Below are 18,009 nucleotides of genomic sequence, written 5' to 3'. Positions count from 1 at the left end.
CCTGTTAAGCGTGCGTGATTAATTTCTAACCCTCCAGAGGAGAGCCGATTATGGCCGACGCCGAAGCACCACAACCACAATCACCACAATTGCGCGTTCTGGGGCAATTCATTCGTGATATGTCTTTTGAGAACATTATGGCCCAGAAGGGTGCGCCCAGCGATGTGCAGCCCGACGTGCAGGTTCAGGTGAACCTTGACGCGAAAAAGCGCACTGCTGAAAACCAGTATGAAACAGCGATCAAGCTGAACGTGACATCAAAGGCGAAAGACGCGGACACAACGCTGTTCGCGCTGGAAATCGACTATGTCGGCATCTTCGACATTCAGGACGTGCCCGAAGAACAGTTGCACCCCTTTTTGCTGATCGAATGCCCGCGCATGATCTTCCCGTTCCTGCGCCGCATCGTGAGCGATGTTACACGGGATGGTGGCTTCCCGCCGCTGAACCTTGAGAATATCGATTTCGTAACGCTGTACCGCAACGAAATCGCACGCCGTCAGGCCGAGGCCCCCAAAGCCGACGCATAAACGATCAGGTTTTTAACCAAACTGCATCGCCGCCCAACTTGCTGACAAACTCGGCATGGGCGGCGTTTTCTTTTTCAGTGAGCCGCGAGGGCAGGGGAACGGGGCGCGGGCGCGGTGTCCATGCGCTGCTTTGATCGCCTTCTTTTGGCTCTGCGCGGGTGGACAGGCCAAAGTCGGGCTGTTTGCCGCCAATCAGCTCCAGATACACCTCGGCCAGAATTTCACTGTCCAACAACGCGCCGTGCAGGTTGCGCGACGAGTTGTCGATGCCGAAACGGCGGCACAGCGCATCCAGTGACGAGGGCGAACCGGGGAACTTTTTGCGGGCAATAGCAAGCGTATCAATCGCCTGCTCCCACGGGAGTTGGCGCAGGCCCATCTTGCCCAGCTCGAAGTTCAGGAACTTCATATCGAACGAGGCATTGTGGATGACCATTTTACTGTCGCCCACAAAGTCGAGGAATGCCTGTCCTACTGCTGCGAACTTGGGCTTGTCCCGCAGAAAGTCATCGCCAAGACCGTGCACCTGAAACGCTTCTTCGGGCATACCGCGTTCGGGGTTAATGTATTCGTGAAACGTCTTGCCTGTCGCGACGTGACCCATCAGCTCAACCGCGCCGATTTCCACAATACGGTCGCCCGTTTGTGGATCAAAACCGGTGGTTTCGGTATCAAGGACGATCTCACGCATCAAGCTGGCTCCGAATGGTTTCGACGATGTTTTGCACTTGGGCGCGGGCGGATTCAAGCGTGTCTGTCGCGATCACATAGGTGGCGCGGGCGCATTTTTCAGCAGCGGGCATTTGTTTGCCTTTGATGCCCAGAAACTGGTCGCGGGTCATGGTGCCACGGGCCATCACGCGGGCCTCTTGCGTGGCGTCATCTGTGACAACACAAGCGGTTGCATCGACGCGGGCATCGCCGCCTGTCTCGAACAACAGCGGAATATCAAGAACGACAATATCGGCCTGCGTGCCTGCCAGAAAATCGGCGCGGTCTTGGCCGACCAGCGGATGCACTATCGCTTCGATCTGTTTGAGAGCCGCGGGATCACGGCCAATGATGTCTTTGAGGGCAGGGCGCGACACCGCACCGTCAATCACTGCATCAGGGAAGGTAGCCGCAAAGGGCGCAACAGCAGCTCCGCCTTTGCCATAAAGACGGTGCACAGCCGCATCCGCATCCCAGACAGCACAGCCCAGATCCGCAAACATCTGCGCAGTGGTTGATTTGCCCATCCCGATGGAGCCCGTGAGGCCAAGCAAGAACATCAGCGCAAAGCCGCCGCACGGGTGGCGCGGTCTACATCCGGGCGGCGGCCGAACCACCGCTCAAACCCTGGGACCGCCTGGTGCAATAACATGCCAAGCCCGTCAACTGTGGTGCAGCCGTATTCTTCGGCGGTGGCCAAGAGGTTGGTTTTAAGCGGAGCATAAACCAGATCGGTCACCACAGTATCGGGGCGCAACCCGTCCAGCGGGACGCGCAATTCAGGCTTTCCGATCATGCCCAAAGATGTGGTGTTCACGACCAAAGCCGCGTCATCCATCATATTCCCCGCCTGCACCCAATCATAAATACGGACACGCGCACCAAACTCTTCCTTGAGTTTTTCCGCCCGTACACGCGTGCGGTTCGAGAGCATAATCTCGGGCACGCCCGCCTCGGCCAAGGACGAGATCACAGCACGCGCCGCCCCTCCTGCACCCAGAACAGCAGCAGGACCGGAGCGGGGGTTCCAGTTCGGCGCGCCCGCCTTGAGGTTTTCGATAAACCCGTACCCATCTGTATTGTCGGCATGAATTTTACCGTCTTTGCGAAAGATCAACGTATTCGCCGCACCGATCAGGATCGCACGGTCCGTCACCAGATCGGCGATCTGCATCACCTTCTCCTTATGCGGCACCGTGATATTCACCCCGACAAATCCCGCTTTGGGCAGACTGCGGAGAACGGTTTCAAGATTGTCGGTACTTACATCCATCGGGATATAGTGACCCGAAATGCCATAAGTCTTGAGCCAATGACGGTGAATCTGGGGCGATTTGGAATGCGCGATGGGGGATCCGATCACACCAGCCAGAGGGATACGGGGCAGGTCGGTCATTGTTCAATATCTCCGCGCAGGGTGAGGTAGTTGAGGATTTCGAGCAAAGGCATGCCGAGAACGTTAAAGTAATCGCCATCAATACGCGAGAACAGGCGCACACCTTCTTCTTCCAGTTTATAGCCACCAACCGCGTGTTGGATACTGTCCCAGTTGCGATTGATATAGCTGTCCAGATAGGCATCGCTTGCATCGCGCATCCGCAGACGGACAACGCCAATATGGCGCCACAGCGGTTTGCCGTTTTCATAGATCACTGCCGCCGACAGCAGGGTGTGGCGATCGCCGCGCAGGGTTTTCAGCTGTTCAAGCGCATGGCTCTGATCCTTTGGTTTGCCCAAAAGCACGCCGCCATGCTCCAGCACCTGATCACAGCCCAGCACCAATGCGCTTGGGTTCTTCTCACTTACCTTTGCTGCCTTCAGCTCGGCCAAGGCGTCTGCAATGTCCCGCGGCGGCGCAGCTTCGGCGATGAGGGATTGTTTGATCATCTCCTCATCGACGCGGGCGACCTGTACGGTATGATCGACGGCGGCATTGGCCAACATCCGGTGGCGGATCGCTGAGCCTGAGGCGAGGATGATGGGGACAGCCATGTGGATAACTCGTGCATATTCTTAAAATGTTCTTAACGACAACTTGTCGGCAATTCGGGGTTCAGGATCAAGAGGCGTATAACCACAGGTCTCCATCCTGTTTTTCGTAGATTCCCCCACCGTGGAAAAGAACAAATAGGGCTGTTGATAAAAAAGACTGTTCGACCTTCATCACCAGAGTTTTCCACAGAATAGATGTCATCTATAAAGGATTATCATTCTGTTTTTAAATGCTTATTTTAATCATAGCTATGTTTTCCCCAGCTCACCCCATGAAGGCTTTGCCCGACCGCCGATTGGTGCATAAATATTTGATCCACAGATTTCGACCTCCCTACTTAAAACAACATTCTTTCTTTCTTTCTTTATTATATTAAAGAGAGGGTCAGCACGGAGAACCCGAGATGACTGATATTCTAAGCCTGGCCTATCCTTGGATCAAAGGATTGCACATTGTGTCTGTGATCTCATGGATGGCGGCGTTGTTCTATCTGCCTAGATTGATGGTGCATCACACCGAGCGCGTCGGCCTGAGTGGTGAGACGCATGAAATCTTTGCCATGATGGAATACAAACTGGCCAAAGTGATCATGAGCCCTGCGATGATGGCGACCTGGCTGTTTGGTCTGATCCTTGTGGCCACACCGGGGATTGTGTTTTGGGGCGATGTCTGGCCGTGGCTGAAAGCAACAGGCGTGATTGGCATGACGGGCTTTCACATCTGGCTCATGGGGCGGATGAAGGGATTTCAGAGGGGTGAAAACTCACTCACGGGGAAGCAATACCGCATCGCAAACGAGGTGCCGACGCTGCTGATGATCCTGATTGTGTTCTCGGTCACGGTAAAGTTCTGAACGCTGGCAGAATTGACAGCGGCGCTGGCGGGGCGTAGAGACGTTTAAGCACCCCGTTCGGGGACGCACTACCCGATGACAGTACAAACGCACAGCTGGCGCATTTTTGCGCGGCTAAGGATATGCCCATGACGCTCGAGACCCTGAAACTTGCCGATCTGAAGGCGAAGTCGCCGAAGAGCCTTTTGTCGATGGCCGAAGAGCTTGAGATCGAAAACGCCTCGACCATGCGTAAGGGCGAGATGATGTTCCAGATCCTGCGCGAACGTGCGGATGAGGGTTGGACGATCTACGGCGATGGCGTGTTGGAAGTTTTGCAAGACGGGTTTGGTTTCCTGCGCTCGCCCGAGGCGAACTATCTGCCCGGTCCTGATGACATCTACGTCTCGCCCGACATGATCCGCGCGCATTCGCTGCGTACCGGTGACACGATTGAAGGGCTGATCAAAGCGCCCGACGACACAGAGCGTTACTTTGCCATGATCGAAGTGACGCAGATTAACTTTGAGGAGCCGGAGAAAGCGCGCCACAAAGTTGCGTTTGAAAACCTTACGCCTTTGTATCCTGATGAACGTCTGACGATGGAAGTGGATGACCCGACGGTCAAGGACCGCTCGGCCCGTATCATCGATTTGGTCACGCCCATCGGTAAAGGCCAGCGGTGTTTGATTACCGCGCCACCGCGAACGGGTAAAACAGTTCTGATGCAGAACATCGCCAACTCGATCGAAAAGAACCACCCAGAGTGTTATCTGATCGTTCTGTTGATTGATGAACGCCCCGAAGAAGTCACCGACATGCAGCGCTCGGTCAAGGGGGAGGTCGTGTCCTCGACCTTTGATGAACCCGCGACGCGCCACGTTGCTGTGTCCGAGATGGTGATTGAAAAGGCCAAACGTCTGGTTGAGCATAAGCGCGATGTTGTCATCCTGCTCGATTCCGTGACGCGTTTGGGCCGAGCGTTTAACACGGTTGTTCCGTCATCTGGTAAAGTTTTGACAGGTGGTGTTGACGCGAACGCACTGCAACGTCCCAAACGCTTCTTTGGTGCTGCACGCAACATCGAGGAAGGTGGGTCGCTGACCATCATCGCGACTGCCTTGATCGACACGGGCAGCCGTATGGACGAAGTGATCTTTGAAGAATTCAAAGGGACAGGTAACTCGGAAATTGTTCTGGATCGTAAGATCGCGGACAAGCGGGTCTTCCCTGCGATCGACATCCTGAAATCCGGCACACGGAAAGAAGACTTGCTGGTGGATAAGATCGACCTGCAGAAGACTTTTGTCCTACGCCGTATCCTGAACCCGATGGGAACAACGGACGCGATTGAATTCCTGATTTCCAAGCTGAAGCAGACCAAGACGAATTCTGACTTCTTCGATTCAATGAACACCTGATTATAACATAAATTCAAAGGCTTAGGTCTATGGATACGATATTTGCCCAAGCCACTGCAATGGGCCGTGCCGGGGTGTCCGTTGTGCGGGTATCTGGCCCACTGGCGCATCAGATTTGTGCGGATATGGTCGGTAATCTGCCCGATCACCGTTCATCTGCATTGCGAATGGTAAAGGACCGCGATGGCGGTTTTGTGGATCAGGCGCTTGTGCTGCGGTTTGATGGGCCTAACAGTTTCACAGGTGAGGATGTGGTCGAGCTTCACCTTCACGGCAGCATCGCAATTATGCGGCGAGTTCTAGACGAGCTTGGCAATTTTGGCGGTGTGCGCCTTGCTGAACCAGGTGAGTTTACGCGACGTGCATTGGAGAACGGGCGGCTTGATCTGGTGCAGGTTGAGGGGTTGGCTGACCTGATCGAGGCCGAAACCGAAGCACAAAGAAAGCAAGCGCTTCGGGTTTTGTCAGGTGATTTGGGTACAAAGGTTGAGGAATGGCGGAAGGCACTGATCCGTGCAGCTGCGCTGTTGGAAGCGACGATAGACTTTGCAGATGAAGACGTCCCTGTGGATGTGAGTGACGAGGTCCGCGATCTACTGATGGCTGTCAGTGTATCCCTCAAGGCCGAGATTGAAGGCACTGCAACAGCTGAGCGGATCAGGTCGGGTTTTGAGGTGGCCATTGTTGGTGCGCCAAATGTCGGGAAATCCACGCTGTTGAATCGTTTAGCTGGCCGAGATGCGGCGATCACGTCCAACGTTGCCGGAACAACACGGGACGTCATTGAGGTTCGGATGGATCTGAATGGTCTTCCAGTGACCCTTTTGGATACGGCTGGCATTCGGGATAGCGACGATCAGATTGAGACCCTCGGAATTGAATTGGCGTTGCGACGTGCTGCTGAAGCCGACCTGCGGGTCTTTTTGTTAGGGCAGGGGGAGCAGGCACCGCTTACGGTTGAGGATGGTGATATCGTACTTAGTGCGAAGGGGGATAAGCAGCTTGGCGGTGAATTTTCTATTTCCGGGAAAACAGGACTAGGCGTGGATCGGCTTATCGATGAGCTAACCGATACTTTGGGGCAGCGAGCGTCGGGTGCCGGCTTGGCCACCCATGCTCGGCATGGGATTGCCATGGCGCGCTCATTAGAATGTATTGACAGGGCAGGTGCGTTGTTAAGTTCGGGTCCTGATCAATATGATATTGCGGCTGCTGAGCTTAGGATCGGAATTCACGCGCTTGAGGCGCTTGTCGGTCGCATTGATGCCGAGAATCTGCTAGATGAGATATTCGCAAGTTTCTGTCTTGGAAAATGAGGAGTGTTTCACGTGAAACATTTTGACGTGATTGTTATTGGTGGTGGTCATGCTGGCTGCGATGCGGCTCATGCAGCGGCGCGAATGGGCGCAAGCACGGCATTGGTAACGATGTCGAAAGGAACGATCGGCGTGATGTCATGTAATCCTGCGATCGGTGGGTTGGGAAAAGGTCATCTTGTGCGTGAGATTGATGCGCTTGATGGAGTTATGGGCCGTGTTGCTGATGCGGCGGGCATCCAGTTTCGTTTGCTGAACCGTAGAAAGGGTCCGGCAGTACAGGGACCTCGGGCACAGGCCGACCGTAAGATTTACCGCGAAACAATGGTGGCTGAGATCGATGCTCATCCGCTTATTACAATTGTCGAAGGTGAAGTGGTTGACCTGAAAATGAACGGGACACGTGTTTCGGGCGTTGAGATGGCTGAAGGGACCGAAATTTCCGCCGGAGCTGTCGTGCTTACAACCGGCACTTTTTTGCGGGGCATTATCCACATCGGCGACGTCCAGAAATCCGGAGGACGGATGGGAGATAAGGCGTCAACGCGCCTTGCAGAGAGGATCGATGATTTTGGCCTATCTTTGGGGCGCCTGAAAACCGGTACACCACCGAGATTGGATGGACGGACGATCAATTGGGACGGGTTAGAGATGCAACCGGCAGACGACGAGCCGGTCCTGTTCTCGTTTTTGTCGAAAGGCCCGAAAGCCCGGCAGATTTCCTGTGGTATCACGCATACGAATGAAGCCACGCATGAAATTATTCGGAGCAATCTAGAGCGGTCCGCCATGTATGGTGGTCACATCGACGGTGTCGGACCAAGATACTGCCCTTCAATCGAGGATAAAGTAGTCCGCTTTGCGGACAAGACCTCTCATCAGGTCTTTCTCGAGCCAGAGAGCCTGAGCGATTCAGTTATTTACCCGAATGGCATCTCAACCTCGCTTCCGGTCGAGGTCCAGGAATCTTATGTTCGGTCGATCGTTGGTCTGGAGAATGTTTCGATTCTACAACCAGGCTACGCGATTGAATATGACTACGTTGACCCGAGGTGTCTTAAACAAACAATGGAGTTGAAGTCCGTGACCGGGCTGTTTCTGGCCGGCCAGATTAATGGTACGACGGGCTACGAAGAAGCGGCCGCGCAAGGGCTCGTCGCGGGTCTCAATGCAGCGTTAGCAGTGCGCGGGTCTGATCCGGTCCAATTCAGCCGAACAAATAGCTACATCGGTGTCATGATTGACGATCTTACGACCCGTGGCGTTTCTGAGCCTTATCGGATGTTTACATCAAGAGCGGAGTTTAGGCTTTCGTTGAGGGCCGATAATGCCGACCAGCGCCTGACAGAGCAGGGTATCGCCCTCGGATGCGTTTCTGATACCCGAGCGGCCGTGTTCTCGGAGAAATCGGAGCGGTTGGCTGAGTGCAGGTCTGCTTTAGAAGGCAAGACGTTCACCCCAAAAGAGGCCAATTCGGTGGGCATAACGGTTAGTCAAGACGGTCAACGTAGAACTGGCTTTCAGCTGTTGTCGTTCCCTGATGTCTCATTCGATCAAGTTGCGCAGCTTGACCCTGATTTGACTTCCGTTAATGGTGCAATTGCAAGCCAGGTTGCAAAGGACGCGCTTTATGCGAATTACATCTCCCGTCAGGCGTTAGATGTTGCTCTCCTCAAGAAAGATGAGGGTGAGGCGATCCCCGTAGATTTTGACTACGGTTCCGCTGAAGGCTTGTCCAATGAGGCCAAGTTGAAACTGAGTGCCGCTAGGCCCGAAAATTTAGCACAGGCGGCTCGGATTGACGGCATGACACCCGCCGCACTGACCCTTCTGCTCGCATTAATACGCAAGCAGCAACCAAAAAGGTCTGCATAATGTCCGGCGAAACCCCAATAGATGTTTCACGTGAAACATTAGAGATGCTCAGAGCGTTCGAAGCTTTGGTTCAAAAGTGGACAAAGAAGATAAATCTCGTGTCAAAAGGTGATGCTGACCAAATTTGGTCACGCCATATTGTCGATTCACTGCAAATTTATGATCTTGCGCCAGCCGATGGTGATTGGCTGGACATCGGAAGCGGCGGTGGGTTCCCTGGGATCGTTGCAGCGATCATGGCAAAATCCGCTGATCCCGAGCGGAGCTTTACCCTCGTTGATAGCGATCAACGTAAATGCGCGTTTCTGAGAACTGCCGCGCGAGAACTTGATCTTAACGTGATAGTCCGCGCTGATCGGGTAGAGCAGATGGAGCCGGTTGGCGCCAAGGTGTTATCTGCACGCGCTCTGGACGATCTTAACGGTCTGCTTGCGCATGCGGAACGCCACCTTGATGCCAAAGGCGTCGCACTGTTTCCAAAGGGTGAGAACTGGGAAATCGAACATGAGGTCGCACAGAAGCATTGGTCTTATGACATTGAAGTTATTAAGAGTACTACAAACACGAAAGCTACAATCCTAAAGATCACGGAGATCTCGCGTGTCTGACCTTTCCCGCCCAAACGGACCGAAAATCATTGCAGTAGCGAACCAAAAGGGCGGGGTGGGTAAAACCACGACTACCATAAACCTGTCCGCTGCGTTGGCAGAAAAAGGTGCCCGTGTGTTGGTGATTGATCTTGATCCTCAGGGGAACGCCTCTACGGGATTAGGTATCGCGCTGGACGATCGTGAATTCACGACATACGAGCTTTTGCTAGAAGACATCGATCTGAACGATGTCATCTCGGAAACCGCAACGCCCAACCTGTTCATCGTTCCAGCAACGGTTGATCTTAGCTCGGCCGATCTGGAACTTTTGTCCAACGAAAAGCGTAGCTTCCTGCTGCATGATGCGTTGCGGCAAACTCAAATGGATGTTTTCAAATTCGACTACATTCTGATCGACTGCCCCCCTTCGCTTAACCTTCTGACGGTAAATGCCATGATCGGCGCACATTCCGTATTGGTACCGCTTCAAAGCGAGTTCTTTGCGTTGGAAGGACTTTCGCAGCTGATGCTTACCATTCGCGAAGTCCGCCAATCCGGGAACAAGGATCTGAGGATTGAGGGGGTTGTGTTGACGATGTACGATCGGCGCAACAACCTGTCGCAACAGGTCGAACAGGATGCCCGCGACAACCTTGGCGACATTGTCTTCAAAACCATGATCCCCAGAAACGTGAGAGTAAGCGAAGCTCCAAGTTTCGCGATGCCAGTTCTGGCCTACGATACTCTGTCAAAAGGGGCGCAAGCGTATCGCGCGCTTGCTGACGAATTGATGCAAAATAATCAAACCGCAACCAAAGAGGTGCAGCATGTCGAATAAAAACGAACGCAAGCGGGGTCTTGGCCGCGGATTGTCTGCATTGATGGCAGATGTGAGCGAAACAGAGACCGTTGCAGCACAAGGTCCAGCGGCAGCAGATCAGCTCGTCCCGATTGAGCAAATCGCCTCGAACCCCGATCAGCCACGCAAGCAGTTTGTTCAAAACGATTTGGATGATCTTGCCGCGTCGATCAAAGAAAAAGGCGTTTTGCAACCGCTTATCGTGCGTGCCCGCGGTGAAGGGCGCTATGAAATTGTTGCTGGGGAACGTCGCTGGCGTGCGGCGCAGATGGCGCAACTGCACTCTCTTCCCGTGATCGTCCGTGACTTCACCGATATCGAAGTTCTAGAAGTTGCGATTATCGAGAACATCCAACGTGCTGATCTGAACGCTGCAGAGGAAGCGGCGGGATACAAACAGTTGATGGAAAAGTTCGGGCACACGCAGGAAAAGATGGCCGAAGCTTTGGGTAAAAGCCGAAGCCACATTGCGAACTTGCTTCGTTTGTTGAACCTTCCGACCTCTGTTTTGGAGCTGCTGCGGGATGGTCAGTTGAGTGCAGGGCACGCACGGGCGCTGGTTCCAGCGGAAGATCCCCTGAAATTGGCACAGCAAATCATCAAAGGCGGGCTTTCCGTTCGTGCAGCCGAAGCATTGGTCAAGCGAGAGCAGGCGGGTGACGCCAAACCAAAGCCCACAGGATCGACTGGAACTGACGAAAAGGACGCGGATACCAAAGCGCTGGAGGGGGACTTGTCAGCGAACCTCGGGATGCAGGTATCTTTGTCGCACAAGCCAGGGCAGGAAAGCGGGCAGCTGTCCATCAAATACAAGTCGCTGGATGATCTGGATGAACTGTGCCGCCTGTTGAGCGGAACCTAACCCGTCAGAAGCTCTGAAATGACTGAATTGAGCACCTTAAACCCTTGATCAGTAACGATTAAGCGGTTTTTGGTGCTTTCAATCATTCCGATACCCGTCAAATGGGAAATCGTCGTTGGATTGATCGTACCACCCGAAAGAGTTTCATAGCGCCCAAGGTCAATTCCGTCGCGCAACCGCAAGCCCATCAACATAAATTCCGTGGCTTCATCGCTTTTGTCCAAAGGCTCGCGGCTTTTCTCGGGTGTCGCTTCTGCCACTGCATTAAGCCAACGCTTGGGATTGCTAAAGCAAATCGTGGCGTGCCGCCTTCCGTTAATCGTAAGCCGCCCATGCGCACCCGGCCCGATCCCGAGGTAGTCGCCATATCGCCAATAGATCAGGTTATGACGTGACTGCGCCCCGTCGCGTGCATGGTTCGACACTTCATAGGCGGGCATTCCATAGGCGCCGCAAATGTCTTGGGTCAGGTCAAACATATCTGCGCCCAAATCCTCGTCGGGCAGGCCGCGCAGCTTGCCAATCGCGTAACGATCTCCGAATGCGGTGCCGTCTTCGACGGTGAGCTGGTAAAGTGAAAGGTGGTCTATGCTAAGGGTTAGGGCCTGTTTCAGCTCGGCCTCCCATTCCGCGAGGGTCTGGTTTTGACGCGCATAGATCAGATCAAAGCTGACCCGTTCAAAGGTTGTGCGTGCGATGTCAAAAGCAGCGCGGGCCTCGGCCACGGAGTGAATCCGCCCCAAGCGTTTGAGGTCAGCATCGTTCAACGCCTGTATCCCCATCGAGATGCGGGACACGCCGCCATCGCGGTAGGCCACAAACCGCCCCGCCTCAACCGAGCCGGGATTCGCTTCGAGTGTGATTTCCAAGTCATTCGCTACAGGCCAGAGAGTTCGGATTTTTGCGATCACCTCGGCCACGGTTTCGGGGTCCATCAGGCTGGGTGTGCCGCCGCCGAAAAACACGGATGTGACGGTGCGGCCTGACGTCTCGGCCGCATAGCGGTCAAGCTCGCGAAGATAGGCGTGCTTCCACGCGGTCTGGTCAATGCTGCGCGAGACGTGGCTGTTAAAATCACAATAGGGGCATTTGGCTTCGCAGAACGGCCAATGGATATAGATGCCAAAGCCGCCCTGCCGCCAATCATCCCCAAGGTCGCTAGTCAAAGCAACGCGCCAGCAGTTTGGTGAACGCATCGGCGCGGTGGCTCATGCTGTTCTTCTCGTCGTGGCTCATTTCCGCAAAGGTGCGAGTTTCGCCAATAGGTTGAAAAATCGGATCGTAGCCATGCCCGGTCTCGCCGCGCATGGGCCAGACGAATGTCCCGTCCACAAAGCCTTCGACGACTTCGTCGTGCCCGTCAGGCCACGCCAAAACCAGCGTTGCGCAGAACCGCGCCGCACGCGGATGTGGCGCGTTCGCTTTTTCGAGTAGTTCATGCGTCTTGTGCATCGCCATCACAAAGTCACGCCCATCAGGCGTTTCCGCCCAATCTGCTGTATAAACGCCCGGCGCATTATCCAGCGCTGCAACCTGAATACCGCTGTCGTCTGCCAGCGCGGGAAGGCCAGTCGCTTTGACAGCCGCAACTGCCTTGATCCGCGCATTCCCGATAAATGTATCTTCGGTCTCTTCCGGTTCTTCCAGACCCATGTCAGCCGCACCAACAACGGTGATGCCAAGCGGGGCAAACAGCTCGGACATTTCTTCGAGCTTGCCTGCGTTATGGGTAGCGATCAGGATGCGGTCGCCGTCAAACTTGCGGCTCATGCGCAGGCTGCTTTCTGAACCGCGACCAGCTCGGCAATGCCTTTTTCCGCCAGGTCAATCAGATCGTTCATCTGGGCGCGAGAGTAGGTGGAGCCTTCGGCGCTCATCTGCGTTTCAATCATCTGGCCGCTTTCGGTCATGATGAAATTGCCGTCAACACCTGCCTCGGAATCCTCGGGATAGTCGAGATCAAGCACGGGCTGGCCCGCGTAGATCCCACAGCTGATCGCGGCAACGGGATCAACCAGCGGATCGGTGATGACATCGCCCGCTTTCATCAGCTTGTTCACCGCCAAACGCAGCGCAATCCAGCCACCGGTGATAGAGGCACAGCGCGTGCCGCCGTCTGCTTGCAGCACATCGCAGTCGATGGAAATCTGACGCTCGCCCAAGGCAACGCGGTCAACGCCTGCGCGCAAGGAACGCCCGATCAGGCGCTGGATTTCCACGGTGCGGCCACCTTGCTTGCCCGCTGACGCTTCGCGACGCATTCGCGTGTTCGTTGCACGGGGCAACATGCCGTACTCCGCCGTGACCCAGCCCAAACCGGACCCCTTGATAAAGGACGGCACACGCGGCTCGATCGAGGCTGTGCACAAAACATGCGTATCGCCCATTTTGAACAGAACCGACCCTTCGGCATGTTTGGTAAACCCGACCTCGGCAGATACAGGGCGCATTTCGTCAAGTTTCCGACCGGATGGGCGCATGGGATATTCCTTTTTTGTGATTTGCCTTACGGGATACTCTCCCGTCCCTTGCAGATGCAACCCCCGCGCCTTTATTGTGTCGGTATGACAGATACATCAGGTGTTTTGCAGGAAATGAACGACCGCTCGCGCGAGGTGTTTCGCCGCGTGGTCGAAGGCTATCTGGAGAGTGGGGACCCCGTCGGGTCGCGCACGCTGACCCGTGACTTTTCCGAAAAGGTGAGTGCGGCGACCATTCGCAATGTGATGCAAGACCTCGAATATCTCGGCCTGCTCGACAGCCCGCATGTCAGTGCAGGTCGTATCCCAACGCAGATGGGGTTGCGGATGTTTGTCGATGGTTTGCTCGAAGTCGGGAATCCCGACGATGGTGACCGCGCACAGATCGACGCGACCATGGGCCGGAACGAGGATGACGTGGGCGGGATGTTGGATCGGTTAGGCACGGCCTTGTCCGGTGTGACACATGGCGCGTCTTTGGTTCTGACCCCGAAACACGAAGCGCCGATCAAGCATATCGAATTTGTGTCGCTGTCCCATGACCGCGCTTTGGCGGTTCTGGTCTTCTCAGATGGGCATGTGGAAAACCGCTTGTTCACACCGCCCGTCGGACAAACCCCCAGCTCGATGCGTGAGGCGGCGAACTTCCTGAACTCTCTGGTTGAGGGTAAAACACTGAGCGAGCTTCAGCGCACCATCAAGAGCGAGATGGCGCGACGCCGCCAGGAGATTGACGCGCTTGCGGCCGAACTGGTGACAAGTGGTTTGGTGATTTGGGAAGGCGGGGGCGACCATCCCGAACGGCTGATCGTGCGCGGGCGGGCGAATCTGCTCACCACCAGTGGGGAGGCGCAGGATCTGGAAAAGGTGCGCACGCTCTTTGACGACCTTGAGCGCAAGCGCGACATCGCCGATTTTCTGGAACTTGCCGAAGACGGCGACGGTGTGCGCATTTTTATTGGCTCTGAGAACAAACTTTTCTCACTTTCGGGTTCCTCTTTGGTGGTTTCCCCATATATGAACTCTGATCGAAAGATTATTGGTGCTGTGGGCGTGATTGGCCCGACGCGCTTGAACTATGGACGTATCGTGCCGATTGTAAACTACACGGCGCAACTGGTCGGGAAATTGATTTCCGACCGGAGTTAGAGGTGGAAAATGGCAGACCCGAACGATTTTTTGGATGACCCCGAAGCGGCTGAAGCAGAAGCATATGCCGATGAGATGGAAGAGATTGATGAGGGCGAACTGGCCCTCGAAGAAGTCATGGCCGAGCGGGACCAATACAAAGACCGCTTTACCCGTGCGTTGGCTGACGCCGAAAATGCCCGCAAACGCTCTGAGAAAGATCGCCGCGAGGCCGAGAATTACGGCGGCTCGAAGCTCGCCCGTGATATGCTGTCGGTTTACGACAATATGAAACGCGCATTGGAATCCGCCACCGAAGAGCAGCGCGAAGTTTCTGGCCCGTTGCTGGAAGGTGTTGACCTGACCATGCGGGAGTTGCTGTCAGTGTTCAAAAAGCACGGCATCACGCCGATCGCGCCCGAAGTTGGTGACCGCTTTGATCCCAAAGTGCATCAGGCGATGTTCGAGGCTCCGGTACCCGCCACAAAAGCGGGTGACATTATTCAGGTCGCCGCCGAAGGCTTTATGCTGCACGACCGTTTGCTGCGCCCTGCGCAGGTCGGGGTTTCCTCAACCCCTGCGTAAGTTCGGATTTTAGATGTTGAAAGAGGCGGTCATTCTTTGGCCGCCTCTTTTAGTTTATAGATCAGGTCCAAGGCTTCCCGCGGGGTCAGCTCATCCGGCAGGATCGTCTGCATCAAATCATCCACTGCAGAAGATCTCGGTGGAGCAGGTGGCGGCGCGGGCGTGGTAGAGAACAGCGGCAGATCGTCGATCAACGTTTTTTGGGTCGCGCCGCCTTCGCGCTCGCCTTGCTCCAGCGCCTCCAACACCACTCGCGCACGGGCAATCACGGCATCTGGCAAACCCGCCAGTTGCGCGACTTGCACACCGTAAGACCGATCCGCCGCGCCCTTTTTGACCTCGTGTAGGAAAATAACCTCGCCTTCCCACTCCTTCACCGTGACGGTGGCGTTATCGACGCCGTCAAGCTTACCCGCCAGCGCGGTCATCTCGTGATAATGAGTGGCGAACAACGCACGGGCGCGGTTGACGTCGTGCAAATGTTCCAACGTGGCCCACGCAATCGACAACCCGTCATAGGTCGCGGTGCCGCGTCCGATCTCATCCAGGATTACCAAAGCGCGGTCGTCCGCTTGGTTCAGGATCGCGGCCGTCTCGACCATCTCGACCATAAAGGTCGAGCGGCCCCGCGCCAGATCATCGGAGGCGCCAACACGACTGAACAACTGGCTGACCAGACCGATGTGCGCAGCGCGGGCGGGCACATAGCTGCCCATTTGCGCGATCAGCGCCATCAATGCGTTCTGCCGCAGGTAAGTCGATTTACCCGCCATGTTCGGACCCGTCAGAAGCCAGATCGCGGCATCACTATCGGCGCTGAGGTTACAATCATTCGCCACAAACGGCGCGCCTGATTGCTGTGCCAAGGCCCGCTCAACCACGGGATGACGCCCGCCCTGAATGTCAAATGCGCGGGAGTTATCGACAATCGGCTTTACCCAATTCTCCGAGCGCGCAAGCTCGGCCAAAGCGCAGGCCAGATCAATCTCGGCCAAGGCGGCAGAGGTCGCCCCGATCTCACCCGCTTTTTCCAGAATAGCGTCCCTAAGCGAAGCATAGAGACGTTTTTCCAACTCAACCGCGTGGTTGCCCGCGTTGAGGATCTTTGTCTCAAGCTCGGACAGCTCAACAGTGGTGAACCGGACCTGATTGGCCGTGGTCTGGCGGTGGATGAAGGTGTCGGAAAGGGGCGGCGACAGCATCTTGTCCGCATGGGTAGCGGTGACGTCAATGAAGTAGCCCAGCACATTGTTATGTTTGATTTTCAGCGACGAAATGCCCGTATCAGCGACGAATTGTTTTTGCATCGCAGCCACGACGCTGCGCCCTTCATCGCGTAGAACCCGCACCTCGTCCAACTCTTCACGGAAGCCTGTGGCGATAAATCCGCCATCGCGTACCAGCAAGGGCGGCTCAGCAATCAACGCCTCTTCGAGCAAGGCAACAAGGTCATCATGGCCCGACAGGTTATCAACAGCTTTGCGCAGAAGATCAGGCAACTTTGCTTGCGTTAGAGTCTCATTCAGCTGCGCAGCTTGGGCCAAACCGTTGCGCAAGGCAGCCAGATCACGCGGGCCGCCGCGGTCCAGCGCCAGACGGGACAAAGCGCGTTCCAGATCAGGCACGCTGCGCAAATGGTCACGGATGTCTTGGGACATGCGGGTGTTGTCATAGGCAAAATCAACGGCATCAAGACGGGCGTGAACTGTCTCTAACACACGCGAAGGGCTGGAAATGCGTCGCTCGAGCAGACGTGCGCCGCTGGCGGTGACCGTGCGGTCCATAACCGACAGTAATGTTCCGGCGCGACCACCCGTTAACGCGTGGGTCAATTCCAGATTGCGGCGCGTAGCTGCGTCAATCTGGACGGTGCGCGCTTCGGCCTCTTTCACGGGTTTACGCAACAGCGGCAGCTTCCCTTTTTGCGTCATGTCCAGATATTCGATCAACGCACCCATGGCCGAAATCTCGGCGCGGGTGAAATTCCCGAAAGCATCCAGCGATGACACGGAGAAGAGTTTGCAAATACGATCCTCCGCGCCGGTGCTGTCAAAACTGGCGCGGGCCAGCGGCGTGAGGGCGAGGTTGAACTCCGCCTCCAGCTCGCGGTGCTCGGCCTCTTTGCCATCCGCGACCAACAATTCAGAAGGGGCAAGCCGCGCAAGCTCGGGGCCCAAACGAACCAACGGCAATGTCATCACATGGAACGCGCCGGTCGAAATATCGACCCACGCCATCGCGTGATCGTCGCGGACTTCGGCAAAAGCAGCGAGGTAGTTGTGGCGACGCGCCTCAAGCAGGGATTCCTCGGTGAGGGTGCCGGGGGTGACCAAGCGCACCACATCGCGTTTGACCACGGATTTATGCCCGCGCTTTTTCGCCTCGGCCGGTGTTTCAAGTTGCTCGCCCACCGCAACGCGAAAGCCTTTGCGGATCAGGGTCAGCAGATAGCCTTCGGCGGCATGCACAGGAACGCCGCACATGGGAATATCGGCGCCGTCGTGTTTGCCGCGTTTGGTCAACGCAATGTCCAACGCTTCGGCAGCGGCCACGGCATCGTCAAAAAACAGCTCGTAGAAATCACCCATCCTGTAGAACAAAAGAGCGTCCGGATAGCCGGACTTGATCTCCAGATACTGGGCCATCATTGGTGTGATCGTGCCTGCACTCATTTGCGTGTCCCCCGTGTGGGCCTTGCTTACAAAACCAAATCACCCGAGGGAAGAGGTGTACGGTAGTGGACGATTCCCGTTAGTGTGGTAACAAGTGTTAACAAAGTCCAACAAGAGACAGCCGAGCCGTTGCGAAACAAAATTGATCTTTCCTT

The 18,009-nt window shown here is 55.6% G+C and carries 18 protein-coding genes; 10 read left to right on the top strand and 8 right to left on the bottom strand.

What is annotated here, in order from left to right:
* The first annotated feature begins 50 nt into the window (after positions 1–50).
* Complete coding sequence (secB, locus tag ABMC88_RS07795) at positions 51–530, top strand: protein-export chaperone SecB (protein ID WP_349576299.1); 480 nt, start codon at positions 51–53, stop codon at positions 528–530.
* A gap of 4 nt (positions 531–534) precedes the next feature.
* Here the strand turns inward: secB and dnaQ are convergent, their stop codons facing one another.
* The 4 genes from dnaQ to ABMC88_RS07775 are packed head-to-tail and all read right to left on the bottom strand — an operon-like array spanning position 535 to position 3,233.
* Entirely contained in the window at positions 535–1,221 is a 687-nt protein-coding gene (gene dnaQ / locus ABMC88_RS07790) for a DNA polymerase III subunit epsilon (protein ID WP_349576298.1), read from the bottom strand.
* Positions 1,214–1,801 carry a dephospho-CoA kinase gene (coaE, locus tag ABMC88_RS07785; RefSeq protein ID WP_349576297.1) on the bottom strand — a complete coding sequence of 196 codons (588 nt, stop codon included), beginning with the start codon at positions 1,799–1,801 and terminating at the stop codon, positions 1,214–1,216. Before coaE ends, dnaQ begins: the two co-directional genes overlap by 8 nt.
* The gene (locus ABMC88_RS07780) at positions 1,801–2,637 is read right to left on the bottom strand and encodes a shikimate dehydrogenase (RefSeq protein ID WP_349576296.1); all 837 of its coding nucleotides are present in this window, start codon (positions 2,635–2,637) and stop codon (positions 1,801–1,803) included. The genes coaE and ABMC88_RS07780 overlap by 1 nt, the downstream gene beginning before the upstream one ends.
* Complete coding sequence (locus ABMC88_RS07775) at positions 2,634–3,233, bottom strand: Maf family protein (protein WP_349576295.1); 600 nt, start codon at positions 3,231–3,233, stop codon at positions 2,634–2,636. Before ABMC88_RS07775 ends, ABMC88_RS07780 begins: the two co-directional genes overlap by 4 nt.
* 404 nt (positions 3,234–3,637) lie before the next feature.
* Between ABMC88_RS07775 and ABMC88_RS07770 the strand changes: the two genes are divergently transcribed.
* The 7 genes from ABMC88_RS07770 to ABMC88_RS07740 all read left to right on the top strand — a co-directional run bounded on the left by ABMC88_RS07770 (position 3,638) and on the right by ABMC88_RS07740 (position 10,989).
* Positions 3,638–4,087: a CopD family protein gene (locus tag ABMC88_RS07770; protein ID WP_349576294.1), complete on the top strand. Its 450-nt coding sequence runs from the start codon at positions 3,638–3,640 to the stop codon at positions 4,085–4,087.
* Between the two features lie 128 nt (positions 4,088–4,215).
* Positions 4,216–5,487 (top strand): transcription termination factor Rho, encoded by a 1,272-nt coding sequence (gene rho, locus ABMC88_RS07765; protein ID WP_349576293.1) that lies wholly within the window; start codon positions 4,216–4,218, stop codon positions 5,485–5,487.
* A gap of 29 nt (positions 5,488–5,516) precedes the next feature.
* Positions 5,517–6,803 carry a tRNA uridine-5-carboxymethylaminomethyl(34) synthesis GTPase MnmE gene (mnmE, locus tag ABMC88_RS07760; RefSeq protein WP_349576292.1) on the top strand — a complete coding sequence of 429 codons (1,287 nt, stop codon included), beginning with the start codon at positions 5,517–5,519 and terminating at the stop codon, positions 6,801–6,803.
* A 12-nt stretch (positions 6,804–6,815) separates the two neighbouring features.
* Positions 6,816–8,678 (top strand): tRNA uridine-5-carboxymethylaminomethyl(34) synthesis enzyme MnmG, encoded by a 1,863-nt coding sequence (gene mnmG / locus ABMC88_RS07755; RefSeq protein WP_349576291.1) that lies wholly within the window; start codon positions 6,816–6,818, stop codon positions 8,676–8,678.
* Positions 8,678–9,286 (top strand): 16S rRNA (guanine(527)-N(7))-methyltransferase RsmG, encoded by a 609-nt coding sequence (gene rsmG, locus ABMC88_RS07750; protein ID WP_349576290.1) that lies wholly within the window; start codon positions 8,678–8,680, stop codon positions 9,284–9,286. The genes mnmG and rsmG overlap by 1 nt, the downstream gene beginning before the upstream one ends.
* On the top strand, positions 9,279–10,106 hold the full coding sequence (locus tag ABMC88_RS07745) for a ParA family protein (protein WP_349576289.1): 828 nt from the start codon (positions 9,279–9,281) through the stop codon (positions 10,104–10,106). Before rsmG ends, ABMC88_RS07745 begins: the two co-directional genes overlap by 8 nt.
* Complete coding sequence (locus ABMC88_RS07740; RefSeq protein ID WP_349576288.1) at positions 10,096–10,989, top strand: ParB/RepB/Spo0J family partition protein; 894 nt, start codon at positions 10,096–10,098, stop codon at positions 10,987–10,989. Before ABMC88_RS07745 ends, ABMC88_RS07740 begins: the two co-directional genes overlap by 11 nt.
* Here ABMC88_RS07740 and hemW read toward each other — a convergent pair.
* Genes hemW through rph form a run of 3 tightly spaced genes read right to left on the bottom strand, consistent with a single transcriptional unit; the run spans position 10,986 to position 13,469 of the window.
* On the bottom strand, positions 10,986–12,155 hold the full coding sequence (hemW, locus tag ABMC88_RS07735) for a radical SAM family heme chaperone HemW (protein ID WP_439655587.1): 1,170 nt from the start codon (positions 12,153–12,155) through the stop codon (positions 10,986–10,988). The genes ABMC88_RS07740 and hemW overlap by 4 nt on opposite strands.
* Positions 12,148–12,759: an RdgB/HAM1 family non-canonical purine NTP pyrophosphatase gene (rdgB, locus tag ABMC88_RS07730; RefSeq protein WP_349576286.1), complete on the bottom strand. Its 612-nt coding sequence runs from the start codon at positions 12,757–12,759 to the stop codon at positions 12,148–12,150. Before rdgB ends, hemW begins: the two co-directional genes overlap by 8 nt.
* Positions 12,756–13,469, bottom strand: a complete 714-nt coding sequence (gene rph / locus ABMC88_RS07725) for a ribonuclease PH (RefSeq protein WP_349576285.1) — start codon at positions 13,467–13,469, stop codon at positions 12,756–12,758. The genes rdgB and rph overlap by 4 nt, the downstream gene beginning before the upstream one ends.
* 84 nt (positions 13,470–13,553) lie before the next feature.
* On the opposite strand from rph, the gene hrcA reads away from it, so the two are divergent.
* Together hrcA and ABMC88_RS07715 are read left to right on the top strand one after the other, a co-directional pair.
* Positions 13,554–14,618 (top strand): heat-inducible transcriptional repressor HrcA, encoded by a 1,065-nt coding sequence (gene hrcA, locus ABMC88_RS07720; RefSeq protein WP_349576284.1) that lies wholly within the window; start codon positions 13,554–13,556, stop codon positions 14,616–14,618.
* Positions 14,619–14,627: 9 nt separating this feature from the next.
* Positions 14,628–15,182 (top strand): nucleotide exchange factor GrpE, encoded by a 555-nt coding sequence (locus tag ABMC88_RS07715; protein WP_349576283.1) that lies wholly within the window; start codon positions 14,628–14,630, stop codon positions 15,180–15,182.
* Positions 15,183–15,211: 29 nt separating this feature from the next.
* On the opposite strand, the gene mutS is transcribed toward ABMC88_RS07715, so the two are convergent.
* On the bottom strand, positions 15,212–17,854 hold the full coding sequence (mutS, locus tag ABMC88_RS07710) for a DNA mismatch repair protein MutS (RefSeq protein WP_349576282.1): 2,643 nt from the start codon (positions 17,852–17,854) through the stop codon (positions 15,212–15,214).
* Positions 17,855–18,009: the final 155 nt, after the last annotated feature.

Source organism: Sulfitobacter aquimarinus (assembly GCF_040149565.1).
In the GTDB taxonomy this organism is placed as follows: Bacteria; Pseudomonadota; Alphaproteobacteria; order Rhodobacterales; family Rhodobacteraceae; genus Sulfitobacter; species Sulfitobacter aquimarinus.
The sequence above is the reverse complement of the archived record's forward strand: the minus strand, read 5'-3'. Positions and strand labels throughout refer to the sequence as shown.